23 protein-coding genes and 3 pseudogenes are annotated in these 23,095 nt (G+C 40.3%); 9 read left to right on the plus strand and 17 right to left on the minus strand.

What is annotated here, in order from left to right:
- Positions 1-72 precede the first annotated feature (72 nt).
- The 7 genes from atpA to F908_RS00140 all read right to left on the minus strand — a co-directional run bounded on the left by atpA (position 73) and on the right by F908_RS00140 (position 5,430).
- A complete protein-coding gene (gene atpA / locus F908_RS00110) occupies positions 73-1,617 on the minus strand; it encodes a F0F1 ATP synthase subunit alpha (protein ID WP_004773229.1) in 1,545 nt (514 codons plus the stop codon).
- 42 nt (positions 1,618-1,659) lie between these two features.
- Positions 1,660-2,196, minus strand: a complete 537-nt coding sequence (locus tag F908_RS00115) for a F0F1 ATP synthase subunit delta (protein ID WP_004665206.1) — start codon at positions 2,194-2,196, stop codon at positions 1,660-1,662.
- 12 nt (positions 2,197-2,208) lie between these two features.
- Positions 2,209-2,679: a F0F1 ATP synthase subunit B gene (locus tag F908_RS00120; RefSeq protein WP_004665208.1), complete on the minus strand. Its 471-nt coding sequence runs from the start codon at positions 2,677-2,679 to the stop codon at positions 2,209-2,211.
- Between the two features lie 39 nt (positions 2,680-2,718).
- Positions 2,719-2,964 carry a F0F1 ATP synthase subunit C gene (atpE, locus tag F908_RS00125; protein WP_000424060.1) on the minus strand — a complete coding sequence of 82 codons (246 nt, stop codon included), beginning with the start codon at positions 2,962-2,964 and terminating at the stop codon, positions 2,719-2,721.
- A gap of 82 nt (positions 2,965-3,046) precedes the next feature.
- Positions 3,047-3,922, minus strand: a complete 876-nt coding sequence (atpB, locus tag F908_RS00130) for a F0F1 ATP synthase subunit A (RefSeq protein WP_004665210.1) — start codon at positions 3,920-3,922, stop codon at positions 3,047-3,049.
- 99 nt (positions 3,923-4,021) lie between these two features.
- The gene (locus F908_RS00135; protein WP_004665211.1) at positions 4,022-4,420 is read right to left on the minus strand and encodes an ATP synthase subunit I; all 399 of its coding nucleotides are present in this window, start codon (positions 4,418-4,420) and stop codon (positions 4,022-4,024) included.
- A 170-nt stretch (positions 4,421-4,590) separates the two neighbouring features.
- Positions 4,591-5,430, minus strand: coding sequence for a metal ABC transporter substrate-binding protein (locus F908_RS00140; protein WP_005155299.1), 840 nt, complete (start codon positions 5,428-5,430; stop codon positions 4,591-4,593).
- A gap of 216 nt (positions 5,431-5,646) precedes the next feature.
- On the opposite strand from F908_RS00140, the gene F908_RS00145 reads away from it, so the two are divergent.
- The 7 genes from F908_RS00145 to F908_RS00175 all read left to right on the plus strand — a co-directional run bounded on the left by F908_RS00145 (position 5,647) and on the right by F908_RS00175 (position 13,565).
- Entirely contained in the window at positions 5,647-6,144 is a 498-nt protein-coding gene (locus F908_RS00145) for a transcriptional repressor (protein WP_004665215.1), read from the plus strand.
- Complete coding sequence (gene znuC / locus F908_RS00150; protein WP_005155313.1) at positions 6,117-6,905, plus strand: zinc ABC transporter ATP-binding protein ZnuC; 789 nt, start codon at positions 6,117-6,119, stop codon at positions 6,903-6,905. Before F908_RS00145 ends, znuC begins: the two co-directional genes overlap by 28 nt.
- Before the next feature lie 3 nt (positions 6,906-6,908).
- Positions 6,909-7,718 (plus strand): zinc ABC transporter permease subunit ZnuB, encoded by an 810-nt coding sequence (gene znuB, locus F908_RS00155; protein WP_005155315.1) that lies wholly within the window; start codon positions 6,909-6,911, stop codon positions 7,716-7,718.
- Between the two features lie 162 nt (positions 7,719-7,880).
- Entirely contained in the window at positions 7,881-8,801 is a 921-nt protein-coding gene (locus F908_RS00160) for a Dyp-type peroxidase (RefSeq protein ID WP_005155317.1), read from the plus strand.
- A 128-nt stretch (positions 8,802-8,929) separates the two neighbouring features.
- Positions 8,930-10,807, plus strand: a complete 1,878-nt coding sequence (locus F908_RS00165) for a M48 family metallopeptidase (protein WP_005155320.1) — start codon at positions 8,930-8,932, stop codon at positions 10,805-10,807.
- Positions 10,808-10,966: 159 nt separating this feature from the next.
- Entirely contained in the window at positions 10,967-12,766 is a 1,800-nt protein-coding gene (argS, locus tag F908_RS00170; protein WP_005155323.1) for an arginine--tRNA ligase, read from the plus strand.
- A 193-nt stretch (positions 12,767-12,959) separates the two neighbouring features.
- The gene (locus F908_RS00175; protein ID WP_005155325.1) at positions 12,960-13,565 is read left to right on the plus strand and encodes an SPOR domain-containing protein; all 606 of its coding nucleotides are present in this window, start codon (positions 12,960-12,962) and stop codon (positions 13,563-13,565) included.
- 62 nt (positions 13,566-13,627) lie between these two features.
- On the opposite strand, the pseudogene F908_RS00180 reads toward F908_RS00175, so the two are convergent.
- From F908_RS00180 to guaA, 8 genes and pseudogenes are all read right to left on the minus strand, one after another.
- Positions 13,628-14,281: pseudogene (locus F908_RS00180) on the minus strand (glutathione S-transferase family protein).
- A 95-nt stretch (positions 14,282-14,376) separates the two neighbouring features.
- A pseudogene (locus tag F908_RS00185) lies at positions 14,377-14,756 on the minus strand (OsmC family protein).
- Positions 14,753-15,700 (minus strand): pirin family protein, encoded by a 948-nt coding sequence (locus F908_RS00190; protein ID WP_005155331.1) that lies wholly within the window; start codon positions 15,698-15,700, stop codon positions 14,753-14,755. The pseudogene F908_RS00185 and the gene F908_RS00190 overlap by 4 nt, the downstream one beginning before the upstream one ends.
- Positions 15,701-15,844: 144 nt before the next feature.
- A complete protein-coding gene (locus F908_RS00195; protein ID WP_005155332.1) occupies positions 15,845-16,123 on the minus strand; it encodes a DUF2798 domain-containing protein in 279 nt (92 codons plus the stop codon).
- 2 nt (positions 16,124-16,125) lie between these two features.
- The gene (locus tag F908_RS00200) at positions 16,126-16,431 is read right to left on the minus strand and encodes a DUF3861 domain-containing protein (protein WP_005155333.1); all 306 of its coding nucleotides are present in this window, start codon (positions 16,429-16,431) and stop codon (positions 16,126-16,128) included.
- Positions 16,432-16,464: 33 nt separating this feature from the next.
- A complete protein-coding gene (locus F908_RS00205) occupies positions 16,465-16,992 on the minus strand; it encodes a PadR family transcriptional regulator (protein WP_005155335.1) in 528 nt (175 codons plus the stop codon).
- A 229-nt stretch (positions 16,993-17,221) separates the two neighbouring features.
- Positions 17,222-18,001 (minus strand): aminoglycoside nucleotidyltransferase ANT(3'')-IIc, encoded by a 780-nt coding sequence (locus tag F908_RS00210; RefSeq protein WP_004680079.1) that lies wholly within the window; start codon positions 17,999-18,001, stop codon positions 17,222-17,224.
- A 57-nt stretch (positions 18,002-18,058) separates the two neighbouring features.
- On the minus strand, positions 18,059-19,627 hold the full coding sequence (guaA, locus tag F908_RS00215; RefSeq protein ID WP_005155336.1) for a glutamine-hydrolyzing GMP synthase: 1,569 nt from the start codon (positions 19,625-19,627) through the stop codon (positions 18,059-18,061).
- Positions 19,628-20,070: 443 nt separating this feature from the next.
- On the opposite strand from guaA, the gene F908_RS00225 reads away from it, so the two are divergent.
- Positions 20,071-21,297, plus strand: coding sequence for a DUF445 domain-containing protein (locus F908_RS00225; protein WP_171063521.1), 1,227 nt, complete (start codon positions 20,071-20,073; stop codon positions 21,295-21,297).
- 67 nt (positions 21,298-21,364) lie between these two features.
- On the opposite strand, the pseudogene F908_RS00230 reads toward F908_RS00225, so the two are convergent.
- A pseudogene (locus F908_RS00230) lies at positions 21,365-21,580 on the minus strand (DoxX family protein); the annotation flags it as partial.
- A 253-nt stretch (positions 21,581-21,833) separates the two neighbouring features.
- Between F908_RS00230 and F908_RS00235 the strand changes: the two are divergent.
- Positions 21,834-22,472 carry a DedA family protein gene (locus F908_RS00235; protein ID WP_005155341.1) on the plus strand — a complete coding sequence of 213 codons (639 nt, stop codon included), beginning with the start codon at positions 21,834-21,836 and terminating at the stop codon, positions 22,470-22,472.
- A gap of 1 nt (position 22,473) precedes the next feature.
- Here the strand turns inward: F908_RS00235 and F908_RS00240 are convergent, their stop codons facing one another.
- The gene (locus F908_RS00240) at positions 22,474-23,064 is read right to left on the minus strand and encodes a threonine transporter RhtB (RefSeq protein WP_034602437.1); all 591 of its coding nucleotides are present in this window, start codon (positions 23,062-23,064) and stop codon (positions 22,474-22,476) included.
- Positions 23,065-23,095: the final 31 nt, after the last annotated feature.

Consider the following 23,095-nt stretch of genomic DNA (forward strand, 5'->3'; position numbering starts at 1 on the left):
TAACCTAGTATTCGAAAGCCCTTTCGAGCTTTCGAAGGTTGATCCGTGAACCAAACTTAACTAAAGGTAAACTTAGTAAGTTTGAGTCGCTTTGAAGCTCTCAATACCTGATTTGATTGCTGCTTCGATGTCTTTGTTATAATCACCAGTTTCATCGATCTGTTGCATTAACGCAGCATATTCAGAACGGAAGTAAGAAATTAACGCAGCATCAAAGTCTACGATTTTCTTCACTTCTACGTCAGCCATATAGCCTTCGTTAGATGCATAAACAGAAACAGCTTGGTCAGCAATTGAGTAAGGAGCATATTGTTTTTGCTTCATTAACTCAGTTACACGTTGACCATGCTCAAGTTGCTTACGAGTTGCTTCATCAAGATCAGAAGCGAACTGAGCAAACGCAGCCAATTCACGGTATTGTGCTAAAGCAGTACGGATACCACCAGACAATTTTTTGATGATCTTAGTTTGAGCAGAACCACCAACACGCGATACAGAGATACCCGCGTTCACAGCAGGACGAATACCTGCGTTGAATAATGATGTTTCTAAGAAGATCTGACCGTCAGTAATCGAAATTACGTTCGTTGGTACGAATGCAGATACGTCACCCGCTTGAGTTTCAATGATCGGTAATGCAGTTAAAGAACCAGTTTGACCAGTTACTGCACCGTTAGTGAACTTCTCAACATAGTCAGCTGAAACGCGCGAAGCACGCTCAAGAAGACGTGAGTGAAGATAGAATACGTCACCTGGATACGCTTCACGACCTGGTGGACGACGTAATAACAATGAAATTTGACGGTAAGCAACAGCTTGCTTAGACAAATCATCATAAATAATTAACGCATCTTCACCGCGGTCACGGAAGTATTCACCCATTGTACAACCAGAGTACGGAGCTAAATACTGCATTGCCGCAGGATCAGCTGCCGCAGCTGCGACAACAGTTGTATACGCCATAGCGCCAGTTTCTTCTAGCTTACGTACAACGTTTGCAATTGTTGATTGTTTTTGACCAATCGCAACGTATACACATTTAATGCCAGAATTTTTCTGAGCGATGATCGCATCGATCGCCATTGCTGTTTTACCAGTTTGACGGTCACCAATAATCAACTCACGCTGACCACGACCTACAGGGATCATTGTATCAACTGATTTATAACCAGTTTGAACAGGTTCGTCGACTGATTGACGCCAAATTACGCCTGGTGCTACTTTTTCAACAGCATCAGTTAATTTTGCATCAATTGGGCCTTTACCATCAATTGGGTTACCTAAAGCATCTACGACACGGCCTAGAAGTTCTGGACCAACCGGAACTTCTAATACACGACCTGTACAACGAGCTTTTTGACCTTCTTGCAGGCTTAGGTAGTTACCTAAAACAACGGCACCCACTGAATCCTGTTCTAGGTTCAGTGCCATACCAAATAAGCCGCCGTCGAATTCGATCATTTCACCGTACATTGCATCCGCAAGACCGTGAATACGCACGATACCGTCAGATACCATGACGATGGTACCTTCATTCTTCGCGGTCGCGCTGGTGTCCAGATCGCCGATACGCTGTTTAATGAGCGCACTGATCTCGGATGGATTCAGTTGTTGCATTGCGCTATTCCTCAATCTTTTTTAAGTTCAGTCTTTTTGCTATTACGCAAGAAGACGAGTCCGCATTTTTTCAAGCTTGTTAAGCGCAGAGTCATCTATCACTTGGTCGCCTGCATGAATCACAACACCTGCGATTAACGCTGGATTAACGCTAACAGTCACATGAACAGTTCTGTTAAAACGTTTTTCAAGCGCATGAGCTAAAATATGCTCTTGTGTCGCATCTAATGGAAAAGCAGATTCAATCTCTACTTCCAAAGTGTTGTTGTTCTGCGATTTAAGTAATTCGTATTCTGCTGCAATTTCAGGCAATAAAACTAAACGATCATTATCTGCAAGTAATGTCAAAAAGTTCGACACTGCTTGTGATTGATCTTCACCTAAAACTTTCGCAAAAAGACTTACCTGCTCCGCAGGAGTCAACTCAGGGCGATTTAAATAAGCGGAAAATGCTTCATCTTGCACCGCAGCACTGAGCAGTTGTAATGCATTTGACCAAGAGTCAGTTGCATTTTGCTCAGATGCATAAGCAAATGCTGCCTTAGCGTATGGGCGTGCCAACGTCAAGAGTTCAGCCATATTTCGCCTCGCTTAAAGTTTAGCAGCCAGCTGAGTCAGCATGGCATTATGAGCTTCTGCGTCAACTTGTTGGTTCAGAATTTTTTCTGCGCCAGCAACTGCCAAAGCAGCAACTTGTTGACGTAATTCTTCGCGAGCAGCATTGATATCTTGATCAACAGTTTCTTTCGCCTGTTGACGAATACGCTCACCTTCAGCAGATGCTTGGGTACGCGCTTCTTCTACCAATTGTGCTGCACGACGGTTCGCTTGTTCGATCAATTGAGCCGCTTGTGCTTTTGCTGCGTCTAATTCTGCCTTAACTTGTGCTTGCGCATCAGCAAGGTCAGCTTTTGCTTTTTCAGCAGCATTTAAGCCATCAGCGATTTTACGCTGACGCTCACTAATCGCATTGATTAGTGGTGGCCAAACGAACTTCATGCAGAATGCGACAAAGAACGCAAATGCAATCGCTTGACCAATCAATGTGAGGTTGATATTCATTTCGCTATTCCTCAATATGTGGATTTAGGAATTAAGCTATTAACCTACAAATGGATTAGCGAAGATGAAGAACAAGCCAATACCAACACCGATCATAGGCACAGCATCAAGAAGACCCGCAATTAAGAACATACGAGTTTGAAGTTGTGGAGCCAATTCTGGTTGACGAGCAACAGCTTCTAAGAAGCGGCCACCTAAAAGACCGAAGCCAATCGCAGTACCTAAAGCACCAAAAGCGATCAAGATAGCAGATGCAATTGCAACTAGACCTAAAGTGAGTTCCATGAAAAATTCCTCAGAGGTTAGGTTATTACCAAATTAAACTAAAATTTAAGCCTAACCATCGATTGATAATTAGGCAATACCATTAATGCTTTTCGCTTGCCATGCTCAAGTAAACGATGGTCAGCATCATAAAGATGAATGCTTGCAACGTGATTACAAGAATGTGGAAAATAGCCCAAGGCACAGATAACGCCCATTGAATCCAGAACGGTAATAACGCGATTAAGATGAAGATTAACTCACCCGCATACATGTTACCGAACAGTCGTAGAGCCAACGAAACTGGTCGAGCAAGAAAAGTTACTAATTCCAAAATCAAGTTCACTGGAATCAATAACGCTTTTGCAACTGGGTTACTTGGGTTAAATGGGTTAAGTGCCAATTCACCGACGAAACCGCCGATCCCTTTTTCACGAATACTATAGAACAAGATCAGTGCAAATACAGACAATGACATACCAAGGGTAATGTTAGGATCTGTAGATGGAACAACCTTGAAATAAACGTGGTGAGGGTCCATACCAAACACGCTTGCGCCAATCTTTTGAGCTAGGAAAGGAATCCAGTCAACAGGAATCAAGTCCATTGCGTTCATGAGGAAAATCCACACGAAGATGGTCAATGATAAAGGAGCAATTAAACGCGATTTGCCGTGGAAAGTATCACGAACACTTGAGTCCACAAACTCGATAATCATTTCGATTGCAGATTGGAATTTAGTTGGAACGCCAGCATTTGCAGCCTTCGCAACTGTCCAAAATAACAAACAGAAAATAACACCAAGTCCGATAGACCAACCCATTGAATCCAAGTGAATTGCAGTGAACCCCATCGAATGAGCTTCTTCAGCAGTCTCAGCCAACTTCCATGTACCATCAGGCATTTTGCCATAGGTCATATTGGTCAAGTGATGCTTGATATACTCGGTCGAAGTAAGGGCATGTTCTTCAGCAGCCATAAATCACACCTGGTCAATGTCAATCATTAAAAAGAAGCGAAGCGAATTCTGCGAACTGCAATAATCTCACTCACACTTCCAAAAAATCTTAAATGTGTTTTAAACTCGTTTTTGTAGACGTGACACCCAAAATGGCGCGACCCACGACATCGTTTGAACGAGGATAAATCCACAAAACAACGCAACCGGTGACAGCGGTTTAACATTGCTCAAAATTAAAATAAAACCCACGATCACGATTGCAAACTTACCGAGCATCCCTCGATACATGTTCAGCATGACTTGTTTTGATGCTCTTGCGCCTGCCGTTCTAAACGACTGCCAAGCAAAATAACAATGTGCCAACCAACATACCAAAGCCCCAAGCGCAGCACTTAGAGCAGCAGTGGTGTCTTTCATCATCCATGCAAGCAAAGCTGCAACAGGAATCATACACGCTTGTAAGAAGACCAAAGCTTTTGCTAATCGTCGGTCAATCAAGCGACTAGTTTGGCTCATTTTTTATCCACTCACAACATAACTGCTTGACAAGTTTTATTGATGATCGTTTCGAATCGCAGGCATTATAGAGTTACACCCCTGAACATGCAATCTTTTCTCGACTTAAGTCTGTTTTTTTCGTTAGCATATTTTCTGACGATAGAGTCAACTCATTTTTATTTTTTTCATCATTTTTGAGTACTTAATACGCATTTATCGGTTTTTGAAGCCAATTTTTTCCATGCAGCAACAAAATTATCTTCACCACGCATACTTTCATCAACTGGTTGGAACACGACTGGATTTAGCTTTTGATATTGACCACTACTTGCTGATGTTTCAGCCAACAAGCACATTTGTGTTTTAGGGCGACTATCTTTTAAGAATTTAATTTGAGCTACTGTGGGTGCAATATGAGGATCATCAGTCAATGCTCCAGCAAATTTCAAATTGAGTGCTCTTTCTAAATATTGATAAGCATCATGATAAGACCAATAAGGTTTTGCTTTATTGGAACTTTCATATTGCTGTGAAACCTGCAGCATTTGTTGCGAAAACTCTTTTGCATTGGCCATGTATTTGGCTTTATTTTCTGGATATTGTTGTGAACGTAAAGTTGCAATAAAGAAAGCGATCCGCACTGCATTGTTTGGCTCTAACCAGACATGGCTATCTACAGTGTTTGCCAATGCAGCACCGCGTAAACTACGTTGAGGCAAAATCGTTAAAATACCGGAATCTAAAAGTGCAATTGCTTTAGGGTTTTGATTAAGCAACTTATCTAAAGGTGCTTCATGTACTTTACCTAACCACAATACCAGCGAAGCATCTTGAATCGCCTTACGATGAGCGGGTGTGAGTTGTACATCATGCCCAGTTTGATCGCCAAGTAACAGAACAGGCTCTTCTATGCCTGCTGTAACCTCTTTAGCAATTAAATAAATTGGATGCGTTGAAACAACTAAACTTTGAGTCCATCCCCATGTACTTAACATTGAAAAGAAAACAAATACAATTAGGCGGGACATCACAACATTACTCAACTCAGCGAATCGTGTTATAATATAACAAAAGTTAAAAAACACCTATGTCTTTTTTAGATTTGTCGCACTCGCCTGCCGAGGTTCAACTTATATAGATAGTTATATTGAATTGCATGTTATGATAATGAGTCTATTGCGACATCATGAAAGGCGATGAGCGAATGAAAAGCAATAGGTTCTACAAAAACAATGAGGTCTACTATGAGTTCTTGTTCACATGAACATGACAATGCTTTACATGGTGTTCACGGTCATCACGATATTAAAGCTCGCATTGCTGAAGCAGAAATTTTGTGTACTGCGGTTGGCGCTCGCTTAACACCCTTACGTAAAGAAGTGCTTGAACTCATTCTAAATGCTTCTGCTCCAATGGGCGCTTACGACTTACTGGCTAAAATCAAAGGTCAAGCAGACCGCCCTGCTGCCCCACCTACAGTTTATAGAACTTTAGACTTCTTATTAGAAAAAGGTCTAATTCATCGACTGACCTCAATTAATGCCTATATTCCATGTTGCCACCCACGTGAAGGGCATCAAGCTGCTTTTCTGATTTGCACTGAATGTCATTCAGTGAAAGAGGCTTCAGCACAAGGATTAATTCAACAGCTCGATCAACTTGCTGCTTCTGACCAATTTGCTGCCCAACACAGCATTATTGAAATTTCTGGAAAATGTCATCAGTGCAACACACGCCAATAAGCGCTCCACTTATTCAGTTGGAGAATATTTCTGTTCGACGCGACGAACGAGATATTTTAAGAAATATTGATTTTGCATTGCAGGCAAAAGAAATTGTGACATTAATTGGTCCCAATGGTGCTGGTAAATCAACATTAATTAAAATCTTGCTTGGCATTATGTCGCCAAATAAAGGAAAAGTTCACTTTTCCAAGAAATTAAAATTGGCCTACGTCCCACAAAAATTCAACCCTTCAGCCAGTCTTCCCTTACGTGTTCAAGATTTACTGGATCTAGAAGTTTGTGCCGCTGATTTACGCGAAGAAATTATCCGAGATACGGGCATTCAAAAATTACAAGCCTCCAAAGTACAACAACTCTCAGGTGGCGAACGACAACGGGTTTTACTGGCACGTGCACTACTCCGCCAACCCGATATCCTAGTGCTTGATGAACCCATGCAAGGTTTGGATATTCAATCCGAAGCTGAGCTTTACGACTATGTGAGAAGCCTACCTGAACGCTACGGTTGTGCGGTATTGATGGTTTCACATGATTTACAATGGGTAATGCAAGGCACGCATCGCGTTGTTTGTCTGAACAAACACATTTGTTGTAGTGGTTTACCTGAAAGTATTCAGCAGCATCCTGAATACCAAGCGATTTTTGGTACGCAACGGATGTTCTATCAGCATCATCACAATCATTGTGGACATAGCGATCATGCGGAACCCTGTTCTCATGATCCACGCCCACACATTCACCCTGAACCGAAGGTCTAAGCGATGATGGAATGGTTACAACTGCTATTACCTGCTTGGATTATGGGGTCACTTTTGGTATTTCTGACAGCACCACTCGGCTGTCTGATGCTTTGGCGCAGAATGTCTTTTTTTGCTGATACCATGGCACATGGCACGCTATTAGGCGTCGCTATTGCAGCCTTACTTCATCTACCCTTTTGGTTAGGGGTCGCTTTTCTGGCTGCTTTACTGGTTGGTATTTTATGGGTACTGCATGACTCTCGCCTCCCTAATGATGCCTTACTCGCATTAAGTTCAGCGACATTACTGTGCTCTGGTTTGTTATTAATTCAGCATATTCCGAGTTTACGCCCCGAATTATTAAGCTACTTATTTGGCGATCTTCTTAGTATTGAATGGTCTGATTTACCCATGTTTGCGGTCGTGATTGTAGGTTCGCTTATCGTTTTGTATCGTTCATGGTCTGCACAAATTCAAATTGCAATTGATCCCGATATTGCAATGAGTGAAGGGGTGAGAGCCAATTGGCAACGCTTGATTTTCATGCTGTTATTGGCGCTATTTACGGTACTTGCGCTCCGTGCTGTTGGCTCACTCCTTATGGGTGCATTACTGGTGATTCCTGCGCTAAGCGCACGCTTACTTGCACATTCACCTAAACAAATGGTGACTTGGGCATTCTTACTGGCTCAATTGGCTGTGACGGTTGGCTTATGGTCTAGTGCGGCGTTAAATATTGCCACAGGTCTCAGTATCGTTTTATGTATGGCGCTTTGCTTTGCCGTTATTTTTGCAGTACAAAAATTCTTACCGAATTTTAAAACCAATTAAATGTTTCCAATCTTAGCATTCAATACTTGGATGCTATGTCGACTATTATTTAACGATTATCAATATCGCAAAAATCATCAAAAATAAGCTATTAAGCACTGCTCACATCGGGCAAAATCATATCTTTGCATCATTTAAAAATAACGAACCAAGGAGAGCTTCATGACTGCTCAATCCGTCATTCTTCCATTACCTTCTGATCATGCCCGTTTTATTGTTTTGCGTTTAAAAGATTTAAGTATTTCTGAACTCAAACAGCAGATTGAAGCTCTACTCTCAACCCGTGATCGTCTGATTACCCAACACCCTAACGATCAAATTAAAACAGCGATTGCCTTTGGTCCTGAGCTTTGGTCAAAGCTTTATTCTCAGACACCTGAGGACTTTAGACAGCTTGACCCGCAACATGGGGCTTTTGACATGCCTGTGGTTCCCGCGGATGTATTTATACACATTGCGAGTGCTCGTGCTGATATCTGCTTTGCGATCAGTCAAGCTTTCTTCAATGGTATTCAAAGCAAAGTTGATGTTTTAGATGAGCGTGCTTGCTTCCGTTTCTTTGATGGTCGCGATATGACAGGCTTTATTGATGGTACAGAAAACCCTCAGTTCCCAGATGACCGTGCTGAAGCTGCGCTCCTTGCAGAAACAGCAGGGGCTTTTGCAGATGGCAGCTTTATTTTTGCACAGCGCTATATTCATAATTTAGCAAAATGGCAACAACTCAAAGTCGATGCTCAAGAACATGTTTTTGGACGTACCAAACTTGAATCTATTGAACTTGATGATGACATCAAACCCCAAAATTCACATGTCGCACGTACTGTGGTAGAAGATGAGGATGGCGAAGAAATGGAAATCTTGCGTCACAGTTTGCCTTATGGTGATGGTAAAGGTGAACAAGGTCTATTTTTTGTTGCCTATACCAATAATTTGAGCATTATTGATGCCATGTTAAAACGAATGTTCGGTACCACAGGTGATGGTATTCATGACCGTTTATTGCATTTCACTACTGCGATTGATGGGGCATATTATTTCGCACCAAGTGATGAATTACTCGAAGAAGTTATTGAATTATAAAATTTAGAATTGAAAAGAATAAAATTTCTTCAATATAATAAAAAACTTTGCAGCATAAATAGTATCTAACTCAATCTAATATGCTGCAAAGAGAATTATTTAAATCATAATCAGTTTAAAGAAAAAATATGAACAATACGCAATATTCAGAAAATGAAAGATTTGAAAAGCTCATTCTCCAGCTACAAGAGAAAATCAAAAAAAATCCTAAAACCTATCAATTAAAAGTATTTATGCTGGCTATTTTAGGAAATTTATATATAGGAATCATGATTTTATTCTTATTAGCCCTCATTCCCTTATTACTGATGTCGATTCTATTTTTAAAAGCTTTTGCAATTAAACTCATTCTAATCGTTGGTTTTTTTATTTGGGTCATTTTACGATCTTTGTGGGTTAAGCAAATACCACCTCAGGGTTATGCAATTACTGCTACGGATGCTCCTGAATTATTTGAGATTATTCATAAATTACAACAACAGCTCAATGCACCTGATTTTCATAAAGTGCTTATCGTAGAAGACTTAAATGCTGGCGTTGTTCAAATCCCTCGTTTTCTAGGTTTAGGCTCTTCTCAAAATTATTTATTGTTAGGGTTGCCATTACTTAAGTCCTTAACCGTAGCACAATTTACTGCGGTTCTAGCTCATGAATTTGGTCATCTCGCGAAAAATCATGCACAATTTTCAAACTGGATTTATCGTCAACGTATTCGTTGGACGCAGTTAGTCGAGGTATTAGAACAGAACCAAAGTCGAGGAGACTTCTTATTTAGACCTTTTCTCAATCGCTTTGTCCCGTACTTTACGGCTTATTCTTTCCCTCTTGCACAGGCAAATGAATATGAAGCAGATGCCATCGCGGTTCAACTAACCTCTTCGCAATCTACAGCCGAGGCATTAACCACTGTGAGTATTATTAGCCAATATCTTGATGAAAAATATTGGACTGAAATTTATAAACATGCGGATGATATGCCACAACCAGTGATGACACCGTTCTTTAATCTCACCCATGCCCTGACACATGAATTAGAGAAAGAAAATACCGCAGCATGGTTGTCAGTGTCGATGCAACAAATGACAACGCATCTTGATACTCATCCATCATTACAAGATCGTTTAAAAGCAATCGGGGTAGTTCCTGAGTTTAAATATCCTTCTGCTGAACAACGTGCAGATCGCCTACTTGGCAAGCAACTCGAAAAAGTGACCGCTACTTTTGATCAAATGTGGCAGAGTAATATTTCGTCTTCATGGCAAGAAAGATACCAGTTCATTCAAGGTGGCAAACAGCGCCTTATCGAACTTGATCAAAAACAACAGACCGATGATTTGAATATTGATGAAGCATTTGAACGTGCTCAACTCACGCTATTTATTGCCAAACAAACAGAGCAAGCATGTCAACAATTGGCAGAACTTCATGAAAAAGCACCAGAACATGCTGAAATTTGTTTGGAATATGGCAGAGCATTATTAGAAAAAAATGATGATCAAGGTTGTGTCTACATGATTCGTGCCGCAGAACTGAATGAATTCATGATGACAACTTGCTATGAAAGACTACGTGATTTTTATTGGCAACAAGGACAACCAGATCAAGCACAACATTATCACCACTTACTTGTAGAACGTCTTGAATTAGAGAGTTTTGCACAGCAAGAGCGAAATCAACTTCACTTAAACAATAAGTTCACTCCGCATGATTTAAGTTCAATCGAGTTACAACAGCTCACAGATGCGTTGAGCAAAATTAAGGATTTAAAGAAAGCATATTTCGTCAAAAAGAAAGTTGATTATTTGACACATTTACCCTGTTATGTCTTGGCATTTTCAACGACTCGTTGGTACCAATTCACCAATAAAAAGCGAATTGAGGATGTTTTACAACAAATTCAAAATAATATGCCATTAGATCAAGCCATCTTAATTTTAAGTATTGAGGGATATAATTATAAATTTGGTCGCAAAATGCGATGGATTAAAGGTTCTCGTATTCTTTAATTGATAACACAAGAGAAGAGGTGTTGTAAGCACGGCATCTCTAATCAATAAACTCGAAAGATTTATAGGAATATGTTAATTCAGCTGCAATGACTCTCCCCTTAAGCTGCTAAAATTTGCTATATTTGACGTTTTTCTGCGACATTTATTTCGGTAACTATGAATACGGCAATACAAGCAGCTCTTGATCATGCGGTACAATCCCTTCAACAACAAGGGGTACTTCCTTCAGATTGGACAAACACGAGCCATTTAACCCGTACCAAAGACCGAAGTCACGGTGACTTTGCATCCAATATTGCCATGATCGGCTCTAAAGCTGCTGGTATGAAACCGCGCGATCTTGCTGAAAAAATCTTAGCGGCACTACCTGAAGTCGCCGACATTACAAAAGCAGAAATCGCAGGCCCTGGTTTTATTAACTTCTTTCTAAACGCAGACCAACGCTTCGCTGTACTTGATCAAATTCAAGCACAAAAAGACCAATATGGACGCAGCCAAGCCAATGCAGCTAAAAAAATCCAAGTCGAATTTGTTTCTGCAAACCCAACATCTAGTCTGCATGTGGGACATGGTCGTGGTGCAGCTTACGGCATGACTGTTGCCAACCTTTTAGAAGCAACAGGTGCACAAGTTGACCGTGAATACTATGTCAATGATGCAGGTCGCCAAATGGATATTTTGGCAACATCAACTTATTTACGTTATTTAGAATTGACTGGGCAAACGCTTGTTTTCCCTAAAAATGCCTATCAAGGCGACTATGTTAAAGAAATCGCACAAAGCATTATTGATCAAGATGGCGATGCACACGTTCGTCCAGTTGCTGACATTTACAACGATGTGCCTGAAGATGTTCAATATGCTGAAGAACTCGATGCCGAAGGCAATAAAGTTATTCTGTCTGGTGATAAAGAAAAACACATTGATGGCTTAATCGCCAATTCACAACAACAGTTAGGTGCGGGCTATCGCGTATTTCACCAAGCGGCTTTACATGCCATTTTGGATGATATCAAAGATGACCTTGCTGACTTTGGCGTGACTTTTGATGAATGGTTTAGCGAAGCTTCGCTAACCGAAAAAATTGATGAAGCACTTGCGACGCTTGATCAACGTGGCTTTCTCTATGAAAAAGATGGCAATATTTGGTTTAAATCAACTGAATTTGGCGATGAGAAAGACCGTGTGGTCAAACGTCGTAATGGTCAAACCACTTATTTTGCATCTGACATTGCTTACCATTTGAATAAACTGCAACGTGGTTATACTGACTTGATTGATATTTGGGGTTCAGATCACCACGGTTATATTTCACGTGTAAAAGCTGCGATTGATGCAATGGGTTACGACTCTAAAAAACTGACTGTTCTTTTAGTTCAGTTCGTGAGTTTATGGCGTGGTGGCGAGATGGTACAAATGTCATCTCGTTCAGGTCAATTCGTGACTTTACGTGATCTACGTAAAGAAGTCGGCAACGATGCGGCGCGTTTCTACTACGTGATGCGTAAATCTGAACAGCATATCGACTTTGATTTAGACCTTGCCGTTTCTCAAAGCAAAGACAATGCGGTGTACTACATTCAGTATGCCCATGCACGTGTAAATAGCATTTTGAACCGTGCGAAAGAGAAAGGCATTACATTTGATGCCACATCTGCTCGCCAAGTTGCTAATCTCTTAGCTTTAGAGACTGAAACAGAGATTCTCGCTAAATTAGCAGCTTATCCTGAAATTTTGATTCGTGCTGCGAATGTCTACGAACCACATCAAATTGGTAATTATCTAAAAGACTTAGCTGCGCTATTTCATGGATGGTATGCTCAAGATGGCGTTAAATTTGTTGATGAAACAAATATTCCTTTATCACAAGCGCGTTTATTACTTTCAATTAACGTACAACAAGTTTTACGTAATGGCTTAGAGTTACTGGGTGTATCTGCTCCTGAAGCGATGTAATCAATACACACATTTGCAATAAAAAGTTTGAATCTGAAATCCTGTTGTTAACAACGCTATACAGATCTACTTTTAAACTTAGCTTATCATTGGTCGGCAATATCTTAAACAAAGCATTATTTTCAAACATAGTGCTTTGTTTTTAAGCAGATTCAAGTTACAAATAATCTAATAGGATCAAGAGGAATTTCAGGTGTTTGGAAAAACGCAACGTGGTGTATCTGAACGACCAAACAAGCCGAAAAAACCACTTATTCCAAAGTGGTTGGGAATGCTTGTCGCGATTCTTGCGATTCTATGTGTTGGTGTCATGCTCATGCTATGGCAACCATGGCAACCTGTTCCAGCAAAAAATCAGGTAACCTCCGATCATTATCAAGAAGAAGATACCAACAAAGATTATCGTTTCTACGATTTGTTGCCACAACAACAAGTTACTCCAATCCCTGAACAGGCTGTCCCTGAAACCAAACAACAAGGTAATGTCGTGATTATTGAATCACCAAAACCTGAAACGACCACTGAAGATCCAATAACGATCACCTCGACTGAACCAACTGCACCAGTTCAAGCCAGTTATATCTTACAAGTACGTAGCTATCCTGATCCTGACAGTGCTGATGCACGTCGTGCAGAAATTATTCTGAATGGTTTATCTGCCGATGTTATAAAAACGGTTGAAAATGGGCAAACATGGTACCGTGTTTTCTCTGGCCCTTATGATAGTCAGGATGCGGCTCTGGCAGCCCAGCAAACCCTGCAACATAGCGGCATTGACTCCATCGTAATCAAGCGTTAATACATTGATAACATGAGAAAGGGGAAACGATCTGTTTCCCCTTTCTCATTCTATATCTGGCTTTAAGCACATTGAGAGTGCAGGCTTTTCTGCTCAGCTCGCTGAAACGCTGAACGCTGCTGAACACGTTGGACAAAGGCTTGAATATTTGGATATTTACCATCTAAACGTTTTTGAATCGCAATCAGTGGAAATGCCATTTGAATATCTGCAAAAGAAAAAGCTCCAGCAAAATAATCATGCTCTCCCAAATACTGCTCCAGATATAGCATATGTTCTTTCATTCGAGGGCGAACAAAGCCAGCTTTCACGCCATCGGTAATTTTTTCAGCAACAGGTCGAATAATCCATGGAACATGCTTACTCACATTATTGATGACTAGAGTCATCACCAATAAAGGCATGAGAGAGCCTTCAGCGTAGTGCATCCAATACGAGTATTGGAGCTGATCTTTGAATTGCTGCGGTTTGAACTGTTGTTTAACATCATACTACTGTTGCAGATAATCCAAAATAACAGCCGACTCCACAATGACATTCTCATCATCCACCAGAATTGGTGCTTTACCTAGCGGATGAATCTGTTTCAAACTTTCAGGAGCTGCGTAGCTAGGTAATCTCTGATAATACTCAACTTGGTAGTCCATACCAAGCTCTTCTAATGCCCACAAAATACGGAACGAACGTGAGCATTGTAGGTAATGTAAGGTAATCATTTTTGTGCCTGCTTTGTCTACGCAACTGTTGTATGAATCCCTCTCACAGTTACGTTTAGAATTATGATTTGCCCAAGCACAATAGCATTTTAGTCTCAAACAATCACGGTGTGTATGTCTAAACTGCGTAACAAAGTTTTCGTCACCGATGTTTTACTACATACATTCAGCAACTTCTCTTGTAACGCTGGTGATGGAATCTGCTCAAATATAATACGATATGTCATCTTTTCTTGCTGTTCACGGTTAGTATAAAAATCAACTTCAACACTGAAAATCACCCAAGTTTATTTGCTTATGCTGCGCATACATGCGTAAGGTAATCATGGTACATGATGCTAAAAGGTGCAGGTTCCGTATCATGGCCTCCAAAAGATTCGGGTTTATCGGTTAGAAATTGGTGTGTTCCACTCGTTACTTCCCCTTTCCACGGTTCGGCTAAAGCCTGAACTTTTGCACTCGCAATCACACTCATTTTGAAGCCCTCATTTGCTCAGGCAGTACAGGTGCTTCGAGACGCTTCCCTTGATAATCAGGAATTTCACCAAAACGGGCTTCATGATTGATCCAATCTTCTCGTGCTTGTTGCAAATCTTGCATCGTACGCCCAACAAAATTCCACCACAGCAAAATTGGTGATTCAAACGGTTCACCACCGATGAGTAAAACACGATGACCTTCAGTCAGTTCAACTTCGATTTCAGTCAACCCCGTTTCCAACACCACCATATTATCGGCATTGAGTTCATGCCCATTGACCTGAGCAATGCCTTCAAGTGCCATAAAAGCATATTCAAAGTTTGGGTTGAGTGGAATACGGGTTTTAGTATTCGCTTGTGCGGTTAAGTCCACACCAACCAAAGGTGTATGTACTTGCACAGGAGAAACCATATCAAGAAAATCCCCCACTAAAATGGTAAATTCAACCTGATCCTTACTGACCACAGGTAGTTTTGGATAGTGTTCAAACTTTGGCTCCATATTGCGCTTGTCATCAGGCAAAGCAATCCAAAGCTGTGCTGCATGCATTTTGGTTTCAATGCCGGGTGCAACTTCGGTATGCGAAATTCCTCGCCCCGCCGTCATTAAATTCACTTGCTTAGGACGAATCAGTTGTTTTGAACCAAGACTATCGGTGTGCATCATGGTGCCTTCAATCATCCATGTAAAAGTCTGCAAACCAATATGTGGATGCGGTCCTACATCCAAACCATCTCCAGCGGGAAAACTCACTGGCCCTGCATGATCCAGAAAACACCATGCCCCCACCAAACGCTTTTGACGACTCGGCAAGGCTCGCTTAATGATTGTGCCCTTACCAATTTCCGCCGAGCGAATCCTAAATTCTTGAATAAACTGATTGATATAAGTTTCACAATCTTTTGAATCAGAAATATCGTAATTGTTATTATTACTCATGATATTACTCTCTTTTACCTATGCTATTGCAATGAGTTGTTTTATTGATCTTAACAATATCAACAGTATTCAATATAGTCTTTTGGTAATACGCAGAGTGCTATGCATGAGACAATCTGTATTATTATTCAACAGCTTGATATATCAATGTGGTGGCATTTCCACAATAAAGCTTGTTAAGCGTCGAACAACAGGCAAAAACATAAGCACGACAGGATAGGCAATCAACCATGAAAACAGCCATGTTGACAGCCACTTCGTTGTAAATCCATCTATTAGCCCAACATTCATTAGTAAGTTCACCAATGATAATGTTGCGCTCATCAGCCCTGATAATAATAATGGCATAATCCAAGCAGCATATTTTGCGGGTAATTTAGTAAAGAAATTCTTCTTTGTTTGTTGTATGCCATTTGTCCCCATACTCATTCAGCCTGTTTCTTTACATGTTGCTTTAGATTCTTCATAAATTGACCGAACTGCGGTAAGAATTCTTCGAATAGTGGATGATCTTTATTTTCGAGCATCACTTCGCTGAAAAGTTTTAAACCCACCGCAAAAGCTTTCGTGGTTTGATCATCAAAAAATTCAGCACTATTTAAACGTTCAACGATCTGAAAAATATCATCATGATTTCCAGTATAAAACTCTAAACGTTCGGTATAAGTTGACGCTTGCCCTTTTGCATCTTTTAAATGTTGTACGGTGACATGGTATTGATGTGGTTTCATAAGTTTTCTCTAAATTAATATTGGATAAGGTGTTTATAAACGTCCAATCGCAATTGCGGCTTGATCAATCTTTTCAGCAATTTGATAAATTTTTTCTTGCTGTAGATCGGCGATATTGAGTTTTAATCGTAATGCTGTTTTTAGATTTTCCATTGCTCGATGGATCTCTATCAGTTGATCGTTGTTATGGATTTCACGTCTAATCCGTAGTTTTTCCAATAAGGCGGTCAACATTTCTTGCTGATCTTTCAGGTAGGTTTCGCCATATTCAGTGACTTGGTATTGTTTACGCTCGGCATCGAGCAAAGAAATATAGTTCATTTCTTGTAAACTGGTGAGAGTTGGATAAATTGTCCCTGCGCTTGGTATATAGCCATCACCCACTAAATCACTAATTTCTTTAATAATTTCATAACCATGTTTGGGGCTTTGCTGAATTAAATGTAAAACCAAAAGCTTCATTCGCCCTGATTCAAACAAACGTCCACGACGGCCTGTTCGGTGATGTTCCCGATGATGTGTATCACGTTCGCTTTCATGATGATTTGATTGATGTCTCATCTTTATTTTTCTCATATTGCACAATTTATGCATATTAAGATATATCTTAAATAGTCTTATAGCAAGTTAAGATATATCTTTAATTTTTAAGCTTTTGATACTGAATAATTTATTTATTTTTTTAAATAGATCTTCAGAAAGATTAAGTAATAAAAAAGAGTGCATCAGCACTCTTTAACAATAGACTTTACTTCCAATAAGATTCATTTTTTCAAATCTTATTATTTGATCAAACTTTTTTCTGTTTAAACCGTTCATCAATTTTTGAAGACAGGAAATCAACAACAGGCTGTAAAGCATGATGCTGTTGTTGCCAGTTTTGCTTTTCAATCTCACCTTTATATTCTTGCACCATTCGCTGCAAAACAGGCTGATGTTGCGGTTGTAACTGAGCAATCACCCATTGCGCAGCCTGATCTTTAGGCGCAATCTCATTCGTCACCAAACTAAAATAAATACGGCATAAGGCCAGAATCTGGTTACGCTCATCCGCATCTTCATCCCAATGTGCCACTATCGATGGATAGGTATCTGCCATCGCCTGCCAGAGTTGCTGATCCGGAATTTCAACTGACCACTGCGTCAAACTTGGTCCAAACAAGCTACGATGATGTAGTTGTGCTTTCTTCAGTAAAATACTCAGATCTGGGTCTGCATGTTCGCTAAGCATATCGCCTTGGCTTAACTCATCCCGCAACCATTCCCCAAACTGTAGTTCATAGCTGAGTGGATAACTTCCCGAAAGAATATGGTCTTTGCGTACGATGGTGACTTCAAGTGCACGTTGCGCAGCACCAATCGGATGCGAAATTTGTAATAAGGTTTCTGCCAGTTGCTGTCGTTGCGGAAGTGTCAGTGCTTGACTCACCACAACCAAAATATCCAGATCACTTTCTGGACCTAGCCCGCCATCAACAGCTGATCCATATAGATAAATGGCAAAGAGAGATTCACCCAAAAGCTGCTGTAAATATCCTGTTAACTGTTCCAGTTGCAAGGTTTCGGACATGCTTTACCTCTTTGCTAATCGCATAAAAAAGGCAGGATTTTCATCCTGCCCTTGGTCTTATTCCCACTCAATCGTAGCTGGTGGCTTAGATGACACGTCATATACAACACGTGAAACATCTTTGATTTCATTCATGATACGCGTTGAGATTTTATCAACCAAATCATACGGTAAATGTGCAAAACGAGCTGTCATAAAGTCAACTGTTTCAACCGCACGAAGTGCAATCACCCATGCATAACGGCGACCATCACCGACAACACCAACTGATTTTACAGGCTGGAATACTGCAAATGCTTGCGCAGTTTTATCATACCAACCGCTTGCACGAAGCTCTTGCATAAAGATGTCATCTGCAAGACGTAAAATGTCTGCATATTCTTTCTTCACTTCACCCAAAATACGCACGCCCAAACCTGGACCTGGGAATGGGTGACGATAAAGCATTTCATGTGGTAAACCTAAAGTTGTACCTAGACGGCGTACTTCATCTTTAAACAAATCACGAATCGGCTCAACCAATTCAAAAGCTAAGTCATCTGGTAAACCGCCCACATTGTGGTGTGATTTAATCACATGAGCTTTACCATTTTTAGTTGCAGCAGATTCGATCACATCTGGGTAAATCGTACCTTGTGCAAGGAAATTTACGCCATCAAGTTTACGTGCTTCTTCAGCAAATACTTCAATGAATTCACGACCAATAATTTTACGTTTTTTCTCAGGATCAACTTCACCCGCTAACGCAGTTAAGAAACGCTGTTCAGCATCAGCACGAATCACACGGATACCCATGTTTTTCGCGAACATATCCATTACTTGCTCACCTTCGTTTAAACGAAGTAAGCCATTGTCTACAAATACGCAAGTCAACTGATCGCCAATCGCACGGTGTAAAAGTGCAGCAACAACAGAAGAATCAACACCACCAGAAAGACCTAATAGAACTTTTTGATCGCCAATTTGCTCACGTAATTGTTCAACACGCAAGTCGATGATATTTTCAGAATTCCAGAGATTACGGCATCCACAAATCCCATGCACAAAGTTCGATAATAACTCTGCGCCTTTCGCCGTATGGGTCACTTCAGGGTGAAATTGAACACCATAGAAACGACGTGCTTCATCACTTACCGCGGCAAATGGACAGCTTGGTGTGCTTGCAGTAACAGAGAAACCTTCAGGAATCACACTGACTTTATCGCCATGACTCATCCAAACATTAAGCTTGTCGTCACCATCATTGAGATCACCCAACAATTGATCGCGTACCAATACATCAACAGCAGCATAACCAAATTCGTGAACTGTACCTGGTTCTACTTTACCACCAAGCTGTTCAGACATGGTTTGTAAGCCATAGCAAATACCCAATACTGGTACACCAAGTTCAAATACAACTTGTGGCGCACGTGGACTACCTTCTTCATGTACGCTCTCAGGACCACCTGACAAAATAATCCCGTTCGGATTAAACGCACGAATGTCTTCTTCAGACATATCGAAAGCATACATTTCAGAATAAACACCCGCTTCACGTACGCGACGTGCAATCAGCTGGCTATATTGAGAGCCGAAATCCAAAATAAGGATACGATCTTCAGTAATTTGAGTATTGGTCGTCATGGCTAAACATTAAAGGCAAATGAATTAAGCGCCATATTCTAACATTTTTCACGCTTTGGCGCACCGCAATTCATCATCTATCTTATTTTTTAGTATGTATGATCAATTGCGACTGATATTTAAACTAAAATTCCCCAAGCACGTGTTGGAAAAGAGAATTAAATCAACAATTCTTGCTGATTCTGATCAACAAAAAGCAAAAATTGGTGCTAAGATGATGAGTCGAAAATATGCATGACCACGGAAAGGTATGCAGTCGGCATCATCGTTTCCTTTTTGTGCGACTGCACTATCCTTGGAAAGAGGAAAAATAAAAAGGTAACTAAAAGCCTAAAAGATATTGGCTCAGTCAATATTCTAAAATATTTCACTATCATCTATGGCTTGCCCTATCACGAGCAACAATTAGGACTTGAAGGACCAATAAAATAATGTTTCAAGAAATGATTGCGGATTTTCAACAGAATTTCTGGTTATATATTTCGATCCCATTTATTAGTGGCTTTATTGGCTATGTAACGAAAGTTATTGCCATTCAAATGATGTTTGCACCACTTGAATTTAAGGGACTAAGGTTATTTGGTCTTCCAATCGGATGGCAAGGCATCGTCCCGCGAAAAGCTGAAAAAATGGCGACCATAGCCGTTGAGTTAATGACCTCAAAGTTAATTCAGCCCCAAGAAATTTTTGCCAGACTGGATCCGAAAAGGATTGCTCAAGAAATTGAAAAACCGTTAATGGCCTCTGCCGAGGATATTACTCGCGAAGTTGCACAGCAATATCAACCGGGTTTATGGGAAGGTATGCCTGAGTTCGCACGAAAGAAATTAATTAAGCGAGTTCAAGCCAAAGCCCCTGAGATTGTTGAACATATCATGGGCGAAGTGCAAAAAGATGTGATCAAATACTTTGACATCAAACACATGGTGATTAGCAATCTCCTCAAAGATAAGCGTCTTCTCAACGAAATTTTCAAAAAAGTCGGTAAGCAAGAGTTTAGATTCTTTAGTAATGTCGGCTTTGTCTTTGGTTTTGCGATCGGTGTTGTACAAATGTTGTGTTGGGTGGTCACTCAAGGAAAATATCCTTGGATGCTGCCAATGTTCGGTGGCTTTGTCGGCTTTTTCAGTGACTGGATGGCTTTACAAATGATGTTTAGACCATTGTACCCAAAGAAGATTTTGGGCTACACATGGCAAGGTTTGTTCATTAAGCGTCAAAATGAAGTCGCGGCAGACTATGCAGCGCTCATTTCTAAACAATTACTCACATCCCGTAATATGATGGAAGAGCTTTTCTCTGGAACAAATTCAGATAAAGTCATCGAACTTGTCAGTCGCCATGTCAAACAAGAAATTGACCTACAGGCAGGTATTGTTCGTCCATTGGTTGTTTATGCGATTGGTGGTGAAAAATATCAAAATCTGAAAGCAGAAGTTGCCGAACGTATTTTAAAACAACTCCCAGAGACGATGCGCTATGTAGAGTCTTATGCCGAAGATGCCATGGATGTTCGCACGACTTTAGTCGAACGAATGCAAAAATTAAGCCCTGAAGAATTTGAAGGTATGCTCCGCCCTGCATTTAAAGAAGATGAATGGTCATTGATCATTGTTGGCGCAGTACTAGGTTTCCTTGTTGGGGAAATGCAAATTCACTTTATGCTGTAAATCTAAAATCCATACCAGCAAAAACAGGGAGCAATTGGCTCCCTGTTTTTATATCAATTGAAGTTATTTAATGGGTATGGGCAACCTTTTCAATTACGTGGTCAAGGCTCAAACGGTCTGCACCATGCAGCATTAAATAAAACAGGCCACCTGACATGGCCAGATTTTTCATAAAGTTGATGTGTTGCGCCTGATCATCGGCACTGTGGAAGATAAATGCAGTGATAATGCTGAAAATAGCCAGTCCAAAGGCTGCAAAGCGTGCCTGAAAACCAAATAATAACATTCGGATTAAACATGATCAGTTCCATACTGTTTGTTTTTTAACATGACACCAGTGTAGGAATATTTTATTTTGCAATAAACAGCATATTTTTGAATACATCATTCCATATTTGCAACAAAAAAGTCTTTTTAGCCGCATCCGCACTATTTTTCAACCACATTGTAAAGTTACCAATTATTTTGCTTTTTATACTGACTTTCCCCAGAGGCACTGCTACGATTTAGCTCAAATTCATACTGTTAACAGCTTCATGGAACTTATTGATTTTATTCTGCACGTTGATGAACACCTTTTAGAATTTATTACCAATTATGGCGTATGGATTTATGCCATTTTATTTTTAATTATCTTCGTGGAAACGGGTCTCGTAGTGATGCCTTTTTTACCCGGAGATAGCTTATTATTTGCTGCGGGTGCACTAGCAGCATCAACTGGTGCGATGGATCCGTGGGTACTCGGTATTTTATTATTTATTGCCGCAGTATTAGGTGATACCGTAAATTACCATATTGGGCGTTATATCGGCCCACGTGTATTCGAAATGAATTTACGATTCATCAATCAACAACATTTACTCAAAACACAGCAGTTCTTTCAACGTCATGGCGGTAAAACCATTATTTTTGCCCGCTTTGTTCCATTTGCACGTACCTTTGCACCATTTGTGGCAGGTGCAGGCAGTATGAATTATAAATTTTTCCTCACCTATAACGTAATTGGTGCTTTTTGTTGGATCGCATCATTTATTACGTTAGGTTATATCTTTGGTAATATGCCAATCGTTAAAGATAACTTCACCCATTTAATTTTTGGCATTATTATCATCAGTATCTTGCCGGGCGTTATTGGTTTTGTTCGGCAAAAACTCAATGAGCGTAAAGCTCAATAAATTAAAATAATCGAAAAATCATAGGCAACATACAGATCAGTAATAACATTGCCGACCCTTTATATAAATGGTCGGCTGTAATTCCATTGAAACTCCCAACCAAAAGTGCTCGTCCGAAGTACATCCAAAAAATACTTACAGGGATTAAAATCACACTAAAAATCGCAAAAACCAGCACTGCATTTTCAATCGAATTCCATGTTTCAACAGGAAAAATACCTGCCGCTAAAAGCACTGTTTTTGGATTTTTTAAAGTAGCGCTAAACAATTTTGTCTTACGTATCTTCTGATGGCGTTGATCATATTTTTGCAAATGCGCACTTTTCCAAAGATGAAATGCCATCCAAAGTACCACTGCTAAACTCACCGTATGTAAAATCACATCTAAAGCTGGCCAAATCGGCTCAAAGAGATGAATAAATAATGCCCACAAACTTATGCCATATACATATCCCAACCATTCAATTGGAATGAAGATTATCGTCTTAAAAGCGCCTTGTTGATGAGTTGCACTGGCGAGCAATGCATTGATTGGACCGGGTATTAATAATACCGCCAACATCGCCAAAACAAAAAACCAACTTTCAATCATAGACAGACCAGATGACAAAATATGCTCGTCA

Source organism: Acinetobacter sp. NIPH 284 (assembly GCF_000369425.1).
GTDB lineage: Bacteria > Pseudomonadota > Gammaproteobacteria > Pseudomonadales > Moraxellaceae > Acinetobacter.